At 70.5% G+C, this 13,710-nt stretch carries 11 protein-coding genes; 5 read left to right on the top strand and 6 right to left on the bottom strand.

Going from position 1 to position 13,710, the window contains the following annotated elements; translation table 11 throughout:
- Nucleotides 1-54 precede the first annotated feature (54 nt).
- Nucleotides 55-1,488: a S1C family serine protease gene (locus JHY01_RS14050; RefSeq protein ID WP_205326273.1), complete on the top strand. Its 1,434-nt coding sequence runs from the start codon at nt 55-57 to the stop codon at nt 1,486-1,488.
- 135 nt (nt 1,489-1,623) lie between these two features.
- On the opposite strand, the gene JHY01_RS14045 is transcribed toward JHY01_RS14050, so the two are convergent.
- Nucleotides 1,624-2,277: a restriction endonuclease gene (locus JHY01_RS14045; RefSeq protein ID WP_307814445.1), complete on the bottom strand. Its 654-nt coding sequence runs from the start codon at nt 2,275-2,277 to the stop codon at nt 1,624-1,626.
- Nucleotides 2,278-2,623: 346 nt separating this feature from the next.
- Between JHY01_RS14045 and rsmI the strand changes: the two genes are divergently transcribed.
- Nucleotides 2,624-3,475 carry a 16S rRNA (cytidine(1402)-2'-O)-methyltransferase gene (rsmI, locus tag JHY01_RS14040; protein WP_205326271.1) on the top strand — a complete coding sequence of 284 codons (852 nt, stop codon included), beginning with the start codon at nt 2,624-2,626 and terminating at the stop codon, nt 3,473-3,475.
- Nucleotides 3,476-3,549: 74 nt separating this feature from the next.
- Here rsmI and JHY01_RS14035 read toward each other — a convergent pair whose 3' ends face one another.
- Together JHY01_RS14035 and JHY01_RS14030 are read right to left on the bottom strand one after the other, a co-directional pair.
- Nucleotides 3,550-4,653, bottom strand: coding sequence for an ABC transporter permease (locus tag JHY01_RS14035; RefSeq protein ID WP_205326270.1), 1,104 nt, complete (start codon nt 4,651-4,653; stop codon nt 3,550-3,552).
- On the bottom strand, nt 4,650-5,567 hold the full coding sequence (locus JHY01_RS14030; RefSeq protein ID WP_205326269.1) for an ABC transporter ATP-binding protein: 918 nt from the start codon (nt 5,565-5,567) through the stop codon (nt 4,650-4,652). The genes JHY01_RS14035 and JHY01_RS14030 overlap by 4 nt, the downstream gene beginning before the upstream one ends.
- Nucleotides 5,568-5,757: 190 nt before the next feature.
- On the opposite strand from JHY01_RS14030, the gene JHY01_RS14025 reads away from it, so the two are divergent.
- The 3 genes from JHY01_RS14025 (at nt 5,758) to JHY01_RS14015 (ending at nt 10,710) form a co-directional block, all read left to right on the top strand.
- Nucleotides 5,758-7,173, top strand: a complete 1,416-nt coding sequence (locus JHY01_RS14025) for an MFS transporter (protein ID WP_205326268.1) — start codon at nt 5,758-5,760, stop codon at nt 7,171-7,173.
- 156 nt (nt 7,174-7,329) lie between these two features.
- Nucleotides 7,330-9,384: a molybdopterin oxidoreductase family protein gene (locus JHY01_RS14020; RefSeq protein WP_205326267.1), complete on the top strand. Its 2,055-nt coding sequence runs from the start codon at nt 7,330-7,332 to the stop codon at nt 9,382-9,384.
- Nucleotides 9,385-9,567: 183 nt separating this feature from the next.
- Nucleotides 9,568-10,710: an alpha/beta hydrolase gene (locus JHY01_RS14015; protein ID WP_205326266.1), complete on the top strand. Its 1,143-nt coding sequence runs from the start codon at nt 9,568-9,570 to the stop codon at nt 10,708-10,710.
- Nucleotides 10,711-10,901: 191 nt separating this feature from the next.
- Here JHY01_RS14015 and JHY01_RS14010 read toward each other — a convergent pair whose 3' ends face one another.
- The 3 genes from JHY01_RS14010 to JHY01_RS14000 all read right to left on the bottom strand — a co-directional run bounded on the left by JHY01_RS14010 (nt 10,902) and on the right by JHY01_RS14000 (nt 13,630).
- Nucleotides 10,902-11,513 (bottom strand): DUF1349 domain-containing protein, encoded by a 612-nt coding sequence (locus tag JHY01_RS14010; protein ID WP_205326265.1) that lies wholly within the window; start codon nt 11,511-11,513, stop codon nt 10,902-10,904.
- Nucleotides 11,514-11,619: 106 nt separating this feature from the next.
- The gene (ispH, locus tag JHY01_RS14005) at nt 11,620-12,579 is read right to left on the bottom strand and encodes a 4-hydroxy-3-methylbut-2-enyl diphosphate reductase (protein WP_205326264.1); all 960 of its coding nucleotides are present in this window, start codon (nt 12,577-12,579) and stop codon (nt 11,620-11,622) included.
- 34 nt (nt 12,580-12,613) lie between these two features.
- Entirely contained in the window at nt 12,614-13,630 is a 1,017-nt protein-coding gene (locus JHY01_RS14000; RefSeq protein WP_205326263.1) for a polyprenyl synthetase family protein, read from the bottom strand.
- Nucleotides 13,631-13,710 lie beyond the last annotated feature (80 nt).

Raw genomic sequence — 13,710 nt, 5'->3', positions numbered from 1 at the left:
GTTTTAAGGCGTTTTACCAGCGGGCCGAGAGCTGGGCCCGGCATGCTGCCTTACATGAGCAGCACTGAGAGCACCAAGGGCCCCGAGGGGACCGAACCGCAGGGCCCCGACGGGCCTCGCACCCCCGACGCCGCACCCGAGCCGACGGCCGAACCCGCCGCCCCGGCCGCCGGGCAGCAGGCCGCGAGCCTGCCGCCGAACACCGCGCCCGGCGCGGGCGACACCGCCGTCATCGGCGCACCGTCCGCGAACCCGGCTCCCGCGGCCCCCCAATCGGCCTACGAGCCCCACCCGGCCGGCGCCGCGCCACGGCCGACCGAGCACACCCAGGTCCTCCAGGGCGCGCCCGCGCCGGCCCCCGCCGGGGCCCCGCACATGACCGCGCCCGGTTGGCAGCCCGGGGCGCCCGTCCCGCCGATGTACCAGCATTCCGGAGCGCCCGCGGGCCCGCCGCCGCGGCCCCGCGGCCGCGGGAAGCTCGTGGCCGGAGCGCTCGCGCTCGCCTTGATCGCGGGCGGCGCCGGCGGCGTCGCCGGATGGTTCATCGGCAACGGCGACGGCGGCACCACCAACGTGCAGTCCGTCTCCATGGACGCCGGAACGGGCATGACCTACACGGAGATCGTGGCCAAGGTCAGGCCCTCGGTCGTCACGATCGTCACCGATGCCGCCGAAGGCTCGGGCGTCGTCTACTCCAAGGACGGCTACATCGTCACCAACAACCACGTCGTGGACGGCGCGCAGAGCGTCGAGGTCCGCTTCTCCGACGGCACCACCGCCGACGCGTCCATCGTGGCCACCGACTCGACCCAGGACCTCGCCGTCATCCAGGTCTCCGGCGTGGACGACCTGACGCCCGTCACCTTCGCCGACTCCAGCGCCGTGCAGGTCGGCGACGTGGCCGTCGCGATCGGCTCGCCGCTCGGCCTCGAAGGCACCGTGACCACCGGCATCGTCTCGGCGCTCGACCGCTCGATGACCGTCTCCGGCGAGCAGGGCCAGGGCTTCGGGCAGCAGAACAGCTCGACCCTGAGCGGGCTCATCCAGACCGACGCGGCCATCAACTCCGGCAACTCCGGCGGCGCCCTCGTCAACGGCGACGGCGAGCTCATCGGCATCAACACCGCCATCGCCACCACCGACTCCGGCTCGATCGGCCTCGGCTTCTCGATCCCGTCGAACACCGTGAAGGACACGGTCGAGCAGCTGATCCAGAACGGCTCGGTCGAGCAGGGCTACCTCGGCGTCTCGGTGGCCGACACCGACGGCAACGGGGCCATGATCCTCAGCGTCGAACCCGACTCCCCGGCCGCGGCCGCCGGGCTGCAGGAGGGCGACGTGATCACCGCGATCGACGGGAACCCCGTCACCAGCGCGTCCGAAGTGGTCGCCGCCGTCCAAGGCACCTCCGCGGGCACCGAGATCGCCATCACCTACACGCGCGACCAGCAGGAGGCCGAGACCACGGCCACCCTGGACGCCTCATAAGCGCACCGGCGGGCACGAACGCGGCCCCGAGCCTGAGGCTCGGGGCCGTGAACGTGCTCAGGGGCCGCTGAGCACGCGTCTGCGGATGCCATGGCGCCGTGTCGCGATCACAGCGCCACGACGATCAAGGGCCGCTCACTGCGCCGCGGTGCTCCCGCTCGACTCGAGCGCGGCCGGGACCGGACGCAGCTGCGGCGGGGCGACACCGGTGTCGATCCACTCCGCGAGGCGGTCGCGGTCGACGATGAGGACGCCCAGCTGCGCCGCGACGGCCTCGTTCCGAGCCGCGTGGTGCATCCAGTGCAGGTTCGCGTTCGTGATGAGGACGCCCGCGTCGCAGTCCCAGCGGGCCTTGATCTCGCCCCCGAGGATCTGGACGTGGCGGTTGCCGTTGCGCCGCCGCATCGTCTTGTCGTCCTTCTTGGCGCGCACGATGATGCGCTGGCCGTTGTTGAAGGTGACGACGAAGTTGCAGCCGAGGTCGTTCTTCCGGTGGCCGAACTTCTTGACGCGCTTGGCGTCCAGGCCGACCAGGAGCTGACCGGCCATGGCGTCGAAGGCCGGGATGTTCATCTTGTCGACGCTGCGCATGAGGGTGTGTCGTTCGGCGGCGACCGCTCGGTCGCGGTGCTCCTGCCCGCGGCTGCGGAACAGGATCCAACCCGCGAGTGCGGTGCCGACCAGCAGGATCGCGATCGACGCGAACCAGGCCCAGTGGTCCGCTATGAATCCGAGAACGAAATAACCGGCGATGAGAGCGGCGATTCCCGCTCCGGCTCTGAGGATCACGGACAAGGCGGCCTCCACTGGGTTCAGAGGGCGTGCGTTCTTAGCGTTATGTCGCCTGTGATGTGGCCGTGCGTATGGCTCGCAAGCGTCGCCATGACTCTGCGAATTTATGGCTCGCAAGCGTCGCCATGACTCTGCGAATTTATGGCTCGCAAGCGTCGCCATGACTCTGCAAACCTATGGCTCGCAAGCGTCGCCATGACTAGGAGTATCCGTTACCGTTCGCTCACGCGTAAGGTGTATGTCCGGTACCCGACAGCTTGGCGCGGCATCTTGCATGTGCGGCCCGTCGCGACACGCTCACCGAGCCGGTGCCCCGCCGCAGGCGGTGGGGGATACTGGCCGGATGTCGACATCTTCAACGGGCGTTTTGGTGCTTCTCGGTGCGCCCCTGGGAAATCCAGAGGACGCCTCGTCTCGGCTCCGGACCGAGCTGGCCCGTGCCGACGTCATCGCCGCAGAGGATACCCGGCGGCTCCGGCGGCTCCTCAGTGAACTGGATGTCGTTCCCACTGCATCGATCACGTCGTATTTCGAGGCGAACGAGGCGGGTCGAACGACGACCCTTATCGAACAATTGTACGACGGAAAGCGGGTCGCCGTCATCACCGACGGCGGCATGCCTTCCGTCTCAGACCCGGGATTCCGCCTGGTCAAAGCCGCGATCGACGCCGGCATCACCGTGACCTGCGCGCCCGGGGCGAGCGCGGTGACGACCGCGCTGGCGCTCTCGGGGATGCCCTGCGACCGGTTCTGCTTCGAGGGCTTCGCGCCGCGCAAGGACGGCGAGCGGCGGCGCCTGTTCACCGAACTTTCAGAAGAGAAGCGCACGATGGTCTTCTTCGAGTCCCCGCGGCGCGTCCAGGACACCTTGCGCGCCATGGCTTCCGCTTTCGGTGACGACCGCCCGGCGGCACTGTGCCGCGAACTCACCAAGACCCACGAGGAGATCCGCCGAGGCGGCCTCGCCGAACTCGCCGAAGGCGCCGAGGCCGACCCGCCGCGCGGGGAGATCACCCTCGTCATCTCGGGCTGGACCGGACCGGACGCGAGCGAGGCCACCCCGGAGGCGATGGCCGCCGCCGTGGCGGCGCTCGAGGCGACCGGCGCCGACCGCAAACTCGCCATGAAGGAAGTCGCCGTCCGCTACGGCGTCAGCAGGAGGGACGTCTACGACGCGGTCCTCAAGTCCGACTGACGGCTACGCGTCGGGACGGATCACCTTGATCTCGCAATGCGCCGCAGGCACGGTCGACTGAATACCGACACGCCTCAGAGCTCGTCGAACTTGAAGGTCTTCCACGAGACGAGGGCGACGATCGCGGCGAACGCGGCGAGGAACCCGATCTGCGGCAGGACCGCCGACGGCGGCTCGCCGTAGACCACCACCGACTGCAGGGCCTCGTTCAAGTACCGCATCGGCGACAGGTACGAGATCGCCTGCACCCACTCGGGCGAGAGCGCCAGCGGGTAGAACGCGCCCGACACGAACGCCATCGGCATCGTCACCAGATTGCTCAACCCGGCCGCGGCCGGGCTCGTCTGCGCTATGCCGCCGATGACCACGCCGATCGCCAGGAACGCGAGCGTCCCGAGCAGCACCAGCGGCACCGCGAACCACGTCCACGCCGACAACTGCAGCCCGAAGCCCAGAGCCGCCACCGCGAGGAACACCGCGGTCTGGCCGACCGCGACCACGAGGTTCACCGACACCTTCGCGCCCAGGAACGTGCGCACCGACGCGGGCGTCAGCCGCAGCCGCCGCAGCAGCTTGTCCCGCTTCCAGTCCACGATCGTGCCGGCCGCGCCGAACACGCCCGAGATCGCGACGCCCCAGGCCAGGATGCCCGGCGCGAGGTACTGGATCGGCCGCAGCGCCCCGCCGTCGGCCTCCTCGACCTCGGTCTCCAGCACCGGCTCGCCCGGGGCCGCGGCCGAGAGGACCTCGACGTTCACGTCGTCGACGAGCGCCGAGAGCTTCCCCTCCGCGATCGCGCCCGAAGTCGAGTTCGTCGCCGACGGATAGATCCGCACGGTCGCGCCGTCCTGGACGACCGCCGCGTCGGCGTCGCCGTCGCGCATCATCGCCAGCGCCTCGTCCAGATCAAAGGCCTCGACGACGGTGAACGCGTCCGGGTCCGCGCCGTCGAGCACCGCCACGTCGCCGACCGCGACGATCCGGGAGGCCGCGGTGTCGCCCGAGCCGAACACGCTCGCGAGCAGCACCATGAACATCAGCGGGAGCAGGATCGTGAAGAAGATCTGGCTGCGGTCGCGGATCCAGCCGCGCCCCAGCGCCTTGAACAGGCTCAGGTACGCCCGGCTCCCCGAGCGTTCGGCGCGCTCGGCGCGCACTTCGGCCGTATCGAGGCTCATCCGCGCCACTCCCGTCCGGTCACGTGCAAGAAGACGTCTTCGAGGTTCGCCGTGCGCACCGACAGGCCCTCCAGGGCCCCGTCGGAGGCCAGCGCGGTCAGGAGCCCCCGCGGGTCGCGGGTCTCGAAGACCACCGCGGTCTCGTCGGCGTTCACGGTCTCACCGGCCGCGAGCTCGCGGACGCGCTCGCCGCTGAGCTGCCCCGCGGCGACGGTCACCTTGGTGGGCGCGTCGAGATCGCGCACGAATCCGGCAGGGGTGCCGACGGCCCGGATCTTCCCGGCGTCCATGATGGCGACCCGGTCGCAGAGCGCCTCGGCCTCCTCCATGTAGTGCGTCGTGAGCACCACGGTGCGGCCTTCGGCGTTGATGGACCGCATGAGGTCCCACAGGTTGCGCCGCGCCTGCGGGTCGAGCGCCGCGGTCGGCTCGTCGAGGAACACCAGCTCAGGGTCGCCCACGAGGGCGCACGCGATGGAGAGCCGCTGCTGCTGGCCGCCCGAGAGCTTCTCGCACCGCACGTTCGCGTGCTCGGCGAGGCCCACCAGGTCGAGCATCTCGGCCGCGCGGGACTTCGTCGCCCCGTACAGCTCCGCGAACGTCTCGATCTGCTCGCGGGCGGTCAGGAACTCGAAGAACGCGGAGGCCTGGAGCTGCACGCCGAGGCGGCCGGTCAGCTCGGGGGAGTGCGGCCACGGCGAGCGGCCCAGCAGGCGCACGGTCCCCGAATCGGGCTTGCGCAGGCCCTCGACGATCTCGAGCGTCGTGGTCTTCCCGGCCCCGTTGGGGCCGAGGATGCCGAAGAACTCGCCGCGCTCGACGCGGAAGCTCACGCCGTCGACCGCTCGGATCTCACCGGTCCTGCGGCCGCGGTAGGTCTTGCGGAGGTCGGCGACCTCGATGGCGGCGTCCATGGTCGTTAACGCTATGCCATCAGTCTTTGTGACCGGGTTCTCGCCTTACGGGTGTACGCGACCGGGCCGCGTACACCCGCCGCGGCAGCGCACCTTTCACACCCTCCGTAACAGAACCGTGAGCCGAACTTCATCGTCGAGGAACAGTCGCCGCACGTCCAGGCAATGACGCTCCGTGAATGTAGGGCGCATGACAACGACTCTGACGCAATCGACGGCTGAAAAGCCGACCGGCGCCCGCAAGGGCTGGATCAGCGACTGGCGTCCCGACGACGAGGCCTTCTGGCAGTCGACGGGGCGCAAGGTCGCCAGGCGCAACCTGCTGTGGTCCGTCGTGGCCGAGCACCTGGGCTTCTCGGTGTGGGTGATGTTCTCCATCGTCGCCCCCTACCTGGCGGCGTCCGGGTTCGAGTTCACCACCAGCCAGCTGTTCTGGCTCACCGCGGTGCCCAACCTCGTGGGTTCGTTCCTGCGCATCCCCTACACCGCCGCCGTGGCGATCTTCGGCGGCCGCAACTGGACCATCATCTCGGCAGCGCTGCTGGTCATCCCGACGTCCCTGCTGGCGTACTGCGTGATGAACCCGGGCACGCCGTACTGGCTGTTCATCGTGGCGGGTGTGACCGCCGGCTTCGGCGGCGGCAACTTCGCCTCCTCGATGGCCAACATCTCCTTCTTCTACCCGGAGCGCTACCGCGGCACCGCCCTCGGCGTCAACGCCGCCGGCGGCAACATCGGCGTCCCGGCCGTCCAGTTCATCGGCCCGTTCGCGCTGGCCGTGGGCATCTTCGGCGTCTCGCAGGGCACCACCGAGACCGGCACGGCCATCTACCTGCACAACGTGCCGCTGATGTGGATGGTCCTGGGGCTCTTCGCCGCCCTCATGGCCTGGCGCTACATGGACAACCTCGCGGTCTCGCGCACTCCCATCAAGGAGCAGCTCCCCGCGCTCGCCCGCAAGCACACCTGGATCATGAGCGTGCTCTACATCGGCACCTTCGGGTCCTTCATCGGCTACTCGTTCGCGTTCCCGCTGGTCATCAAGATCGAGTTCCCCGAGTTCCAGTCCCTGTGGCTGGCCGCCCTCGGCCCGCTGGTCGGCTCGCTCTCCCGTCCCGTCGGCGGTTACCTGGCCGACAAATGGGCGGGTGCGCCGATCACCAGCCTCTCGTTCATCCTCATGGGCGGCGGCGTCCTCGGCGCCATCGGCGGGATCAACCTGAACTCGTTCCCGCTGTTCTTCATCTCCTTCATGGTGCTGTTCCTCATGAGCGGTGTCGCCAACGGCTCGACTTACCGGTCCATCCCGGCGATCTTCCAGGCCGAGGCCACCGCGACCGCCGGCCGCGAGACCAACGAGGCCGAGGTCGTGCAGGCCAAGAAGCTGACCGCGGCCGCCCTCGGCTGGATCTCGGCCATCGGCGCCTTCGGCGGATTCCTCATCAACCAGGGCTTCCGGATCTCCAACGAGCAGACCGGCTCAGTCGTGATCGCCATGTACGTCTTCCTCGGCGGCTACGTGCTCTTCCTGGGCATGAACTGGTGGTTCTACCAGCGCAAGGTCTTCGTCGACCGCGCCCCGAGCCTCGCCTACGCCAAGGTCTGACCCCGGTCCGACCGCCAGCCCCTCGACTGAGACACCGTCGTCGCCAGGTCGTTAGCCATGGCCCGCAATCGTCACTTCGTGACGATTGCGGGCCACTTAGCATTCCGGAAACATTGCTCACGTGACGCCGAAACGACTCCCGGTCACACTCGCCGCATGACCGTTCGCGCCGCACTCCCCGTCGTCCGCACCGCCGACACCCACTGCCCGTACTGCGCGCTCCAGTGCGGGATGCGGCTGGAGGAGGACGCCGAAGGCAAGGTCACCGCCGCCCCCCGCGGCGGCGGCATGTGCAAGAAGGGCTGGACCTCGCCCGAGCTCCTCGACCACCCCGAACGGCTCACCACGCCCCTCCTGCGGGGCGAGCCCGTCTCCTGGGAGACCGCCCTCGACCACGTCGCCGACCGCATCCGCGCGGTCCAGGCCGAGCACGGGAAGGACGCCGTCGGCGTCTTCGGCGGCGGCGGCCTCACCAACGAGAAGGTCTACCAGCTCGGCAAATGGACCCGCCTCGCCCTGGGCAGCAAGCACATCGACTACAACGGCCGCTTCTGCATGTCCTCGGCGGCCGGGGCCCTCAACCGCTCCTTCGGCATCGACCGCGGCCTCCCGTTCCCGAAGGAAGACCTGCAGGACGCCGACGTGATCGTCCTCGTCGGCGCCAACCCGGCCGAGACCATGCCGCCGCTCATGAGATTCCTGACTCAAAGCGAGCTCATCGTCATCGACCCCCGCCGCACCGCCACCGCCGAGCAGGCCCAGCTGCACCTCCAGCCCGCCCCCGGCACCGACCTCGCGCTGGCGAACGGGCTCCTGCACATCGCGATCGAGCAGGGCTACCTCGACCACGACTACATCAACGCCCACACGAACGGCTTCGACGAGGTCCGCCAGACCGTCGCCGGCTACTGGCCCGCGTTCGTCGAGCGCATCACCGGCGTCTCCGTCCCGGACCTGTACGCCGCCGCGCGCCTCATGGCCGGCAAGAAGACGGCGATTCTCACCGCACGCGGCTCCGAGCAGCACGCGAAGGGCGTCGACACCGTCACCGCCTGGATCAACCTCGCCCTCGCCCTCGGCCTCCCCGGCAAGCCCAGCTCCGGCTACGGCTGCATCACCGGCCAGGGCAACGGCCAGGGCGGCCGCGAGCACGGCCAGAAGGCCGACCAGCTCCCGGGCTACCGCATGATCACCGACCCGGCCGCGCGTGAGCACGTCGCCGCGGTCTGGGGCGTCGACCCGGAGACCCTGCCGGGCGCGGGCGTCTCCGCCGTCGAACTGCTGCGCAAGTGCGGCGACGAGGTCAAGATGCTGTTCGTGCTCGGTTCCAACCCGGTCGTCTCGGCCCCGCGCGCGGCCCGCGTCGCCGACCGCCTCAAGGACCTCGACTGCCTCGTCTCGTTCGACTTCGTCATGTCCGAGACCGCCCGCCTCGCCGAAGTGGTCCTCCCGGTCACGCAGTGGGCCGAGGAAGACGGCACCATGACCAACCTCGAGGGCCGCATCATCCGCCGCAAGTCGCTGCGCGGCGCCCCCGACGGCGTCCACTCCGACCTGTGGATCATGAAGGAGCTCGCCGCGCGACTCGACGCCCCCGGCGCCTACTCCACCGACCCCGAGGCGATCTTCGAGGAGCTCGGCCGCGCCTCCGCCGGCGGCAAGGCCGACTACTCAGGCGTCTCCTATGAGCGCCTTGAGGACCGCACCTTCCAGTGGCCGGTCCCCGGCCCCGACCACGACGGCACGCCGCGCATGTTCGCCGACTTCAAGTTCCCCACCCCGGACGGGCGCGCCAAGTTCATCGCCGTCGACCACCGCCACCCGGCCGAACGCCGCGACCGCTCGTACCCGCTGTACCTCACCACCGGCCGGGTCCTCACCCAGTACCAGTCGGGTGCGCAGACGCGCCTCATCGAGTCCCTCGACGGGCCTGACAGCGAGCAGTTCCTGCAGATCCACCCCGACACCGCCGTGCGCCACGGCATCGGCGAAGGCGACTGGGTCCGCGTCACCTCCCGGCGCGGCTCTTACACGGCCCCGGCGCGACTGACCACCGACATCCGGCCCGACACGGTCTTCAGCCCGTTCCACTTCCCCGGCGCGGGCAACGCCAACGCCGCCGTCTCGGACGTGCTCGACCCGATCAGCCGCATGCCCGAGTTCAAGGTCTGCGCCGTCAAGATCGCCCCGGCCGCGAAGCCCGCGCTGTAACCCGAAGCGGCCGAACCCCGACCCGCGCCCCTGACGAAAGTCAGTGGTGAAGCCGCCGAATACCGGTCTGAAGACCTACCCGAGTTCGGCCGAAATACCCAGGGCGGCAGCGTTTTCGAGAGCCAGAGTTGATGGAGCGGGCCCGACAGGGCCCGCGCCACCGACACCGATTGGACCTTGACGTTGCGACGCAATGCGAAGCGCATCCTCCTCGGCGCGACCGCCCTCGCGGTCACCGCCGGAGCGACCGTAGCCGCCATCTCCACCGCGCAGGCCGAAACCACCGAGCCGACCACCGTCGCACCGGCGCTGGCGATTCCCGAGCCGGGCGGCGAGTTCGCCACCGGCACCGCGCAGCTCCACCTCGTCGACGAGGACCGAGCCGACGTGTGGGTCCCCGAGGAGGAACGGGAGCTCATGGTCACCATGTGGTACCCGACCGCTGAGACTGAAGGCGCGACCGCGCCGTACATGACCGCCGAGGAAGGCGCGCTGTTCGGCGCGCAGCTCCAACTGCCCGGTGCGCTCCTCGCCTCGGTCGAGACGAACTCGGTGGCGGGCGCCGAGCCGCTCGCCGACGACGGCTCACTGCCGCTCGTGGTGCTCTCGCCGGGATTCTCGTTCCCGCGCGCCACCCTCACCGGCATGGCCGAAGAGCTTGCGAGCCAGGGCTATGCGGTGGCCGCCGTCGGCCACGCCTACGAAGCGCCGATCACCTTCCCCGACGGCCGCACGACCGAGTGCCTGACCTGCCGGCAAGAGGACCTCGACGTCCGCGCACTGGTGCCGAACCGGGCCGAGGACCTCTCGTTCGTCCTCGACGAACTCACCGGCGACGACCCGGTCTGGGAGGACGCGGGCGTCATCGACGCCGACCGCGTCGTCGTGGGCGGCCACTCGATCGGCGGCGCGAGCGGCCACCGCGCGATGCTCGCCGATGAGCGCTTCGACGCCGGGTTCAACCTCGACGGCACCTTCTTCGCGCTCGACCCGCACAAGCTCGACCGCCCGTTCCTGATGGTCGGCGGTGGCGACGACCACGGCTCGCCCGGCCAGGACGAGACCTGGGACAAGGCCTGGAAGAAGCTCGACGGCTGGAAGCGCTGGATCACCGTCTCCGGCACCACCCACAGCTCGATGACGGACTTCGGACCGCTGGGCGAGCAGGCCGGACTGAACCAGGACGACCTCGACGGCAACCGCGGCAACGAGATCGCCCGCGCCCTCGTCACCGAGTTCGCGGGCACCCACCTGCGCGGCGAGGAGGCTCCGGTGCTCGAGGGCCCGAACGAGGACTGGCCGGAGCTGGTCTTCCACAACCCCTGAGCAGCACCACCGATAAGCCCGGCCGCGCACCACTCGGCCGGGCTTCACCACTCGGCCGGATGCGCGTCGATACGCGCCGACAAATCGGAACACCCGCCGCTTCTGCTGCGCCTCCTGAACGCGGAATCCGGATAGGTCCATCGGCGCCGGACCGCGCCGTCACCGTGCGGTATTGCGGTGGAGCCCCAGGGTCAGGAGCCGTTGCGGAGGTCGGCGAGGGTCTCCTGCTTGAAGGCGATCTCGGTGAATCGGACGGTGCAGCCCTGGCCTTCGGGGGCTTGGACGCCGAAGCCGGCCTTGACCGGGGTGTCGACGCCGAACCCGAAGCAGCGCACGAACTCCCAGCGTTCGCCGTCGGCGGAGGCGTGGAAGGCGAAGCCCGCGCCGATGCGGCTGACGCGCATCCAGACCGTGTCGCCCTCGACGTTCCAGGCGTTGGCGTCGTCGGAGACGCCGCGGGTGACGACCGAGACGACCATGCCCTGCTCGTCGGGCGAGTACTCGAAGCACAGCTTCGACCAGTGTGCCTCGTCGGCGAGGAGGAAGAGGGTCCCGGCGTCGTATCTGCCGTTGAAGTCGACGGTGATGCGGGCGCTGAACTGCCAGTCGCCCTCCGGCGGCAGGCCGAGGAGGCGGGCGCCGTCGGCCGGGGCGTGGAGGGCGGGCGCGGGGGCGTAGACGTACCAGTCGGTGCCTGCGGCGGCGGTCGCTTCGAGCCCGGTGTCGGTGACCTGCCAGCTCGGCGGTTCGAGGGCGTCTTCCCAGTCGAGGGGGAAGGGGAGGGCGGGGAGTTCGACGGTCATGCGGTCAGCTTATCGGCGGGCGGGAGCGGTGCCAGTGCATTGTTCGACGGTTGGGAGCAGAAGGGGCCCGCGATCGTCAAGGGGGACGGCGAGAGTGGCGACGCCGTCAGCGGCCGCGGTTCGGGGCGGCGGGCCGGAGTCGCTGGGGGAGTAGGAACTCCTGGGTCTCACGGGTGTGGACTCGTTCGACGATCTCGATCGGGCCCAGTTCTGCCAGGGACCGCACGACTTCGTCCACCAGCCTCGGCGGTGCTGAAGCGCCCGCGGTGACGGCCACGGTCGCGACCTCTTCGAGCCATCTCGGGTCGACGGCGTTCGCGTCCTCGATCAGGTGCGCCTCGACGCCCGCGGTTCGCGCGAGTTCCACCAGGCGGTTCGAGTTGGAGGAGTTCGCCGAGCCGACCACCAGCACCACGTCGGCCTCCTCCACGACCGCGGCGACCGCAGCTTGGCGGTTGCTCGTGGCGTAGCAGATGTCATCGGCCCCTTGGCCTTTGATGGCGGGAAAGCGCTGCTGCAGGGCTTCGGCGATGGTCTCGACCTCGGTGACCGCGAGGGTCGTCTGGCTCAGGTACGTGAGCCGCGCCGGATCGGGGACCCGGAGCGTCGCCACCGCATCGGCGCTTTCGACCAGGAGGGTCCGCTCCGGGGCGACGCCGAGCGTGCCGACGACCTCTTCGTGGCCTTCGTGTCCGATGAGGATCACCGTGTCGCCGTTGTCGGCCGCGCGCCTGGCCTCGGCGTGGACCTTCGACACGAGCGGGCAGGTCGCGTCGACCGCGTCGAGACCGCGTGCGGCCGCCTCGCGTTCGACCGCCGGGGCCACGCCGTGGGCGCTGAAGACCACGAGCGCGTCGTCGGGGACCTCGTCGAGCTCGCCGACGAAGACCGCGCCGCGCGACTCCAGGTCCGCCACCACGTGCGCGTTGTGGACGATCTGGTTGCGCACGTACACGGGCGGGCCGTGCTCGTCGAGGAGGCGTTCGACGATCTCGATCGCCCGCTCCACGCCGGCGCAGAACGACCGCGGCGCGGGGAGGAGCACGCGACGAAGTCGGCGGGTCATCTGGGGCGCTCCCCTCGGTGAAGCCTGCGAGCCATCAATGAGCCCTGTGGACCGTGCTCGCGGCCAGCCCCGAGAGTTCCTCCACGGCCTCCGCCCGGAGGCCTTCCACGCTGAGACTGCCGGTGGCCGCCTCGGTGAGCAGCTCGGCCGAGCGCAGGCTCGCCCGCCTGCCGCCGCAGGCCTCGACGAGGTCGGCGGCGCGGCGGAGCTCGGACTCGGTGAGCTGCCCGCCGGCGCCGTAGATCGCGGCGAGCTCGGACGCGTCGGGGTGCCCGGAGTCGAGCGCCGCGGTCACCGGGAGCGACTTCTTGCGGTTGCGCAGGTCCGAGTAGACGGCCTTGCCGGTGACCGCCGGGTCGCCCCAGATTCCCAGCAGGTCGTCCACGTGCTGGAACGCCAACCCGAGGCGGTACCCGAAGTCCCGCAGCGCCTCGACCTGCCGCGGGGTGCCGCCGCCGAAGAGCGCCCCGAGCGCGGTCGCGCAGCCCATGAGCGAGGCCGTCTTCGCCTCGGACATCGCGACGCACTCGGCGAGCTCGACCCGGTCGCGGCTCTCGAACCGCGTGTCCGCGAGCTGCCCTTCGATGAGGGCCCGCACGGTCTGCGCGAGGAGGCTCGTGCCCGCCGGGACCCGGTCGCCCCCGGATTCGGCGATGACCTCGAACGCCAGTGCATGGAGGGCGTCGCCGACGAGGATCGCGTCGTTGACGCCGTAGACCTTCCACGCGGTCGGGCGGTGCCGCCGCAGGCTGTCGCGATCGATGATGTCGTCGTGGATGAGGGAGAAGTTGTGGACCATCTCGACGGCCACAGCTGCCGGGACGGCCTGCCGCCAGCCCTCCTCGCCGCCGACCGCCTTGGCGGCCAGCAGGGTCAGGACCGGCCGCAGGGCCTTGCCGGAGTTGGCCTGGACGGGCGAGCCTGAGGCGTCGGTCCAGCCGAAGTGGTAGGCCGCGATGCGCGCGGCGGGGGCCGGGAGCCGGGCGGCGGCGGCGCGGAGTCCGGCGTCGACGGCCTCGCGGGCGGCGGTGTGATCGGTCAGGACGGTCATGCGGGGCCTCCCTGGGCGGCGGGGTCTGCGGGGATCGCGTGCGTCGCGGGGCCCGGGCGGCCGCCCAAGTGCGGGGGCGG

It is taken from the genome of Glycomyces sp. YM15, assembly GCF_016918015.1.
GTDB lineage: Bacteria > Actinomycetota > Actinomycetes > Mycobacteriales > Micromonosporaceae > Glycomyces.
The sequence above is the reverse complement of the archived record's forward strand: the minus strand, read 5'-3'. Positions and strand labels throughout refer to the sequence as shown.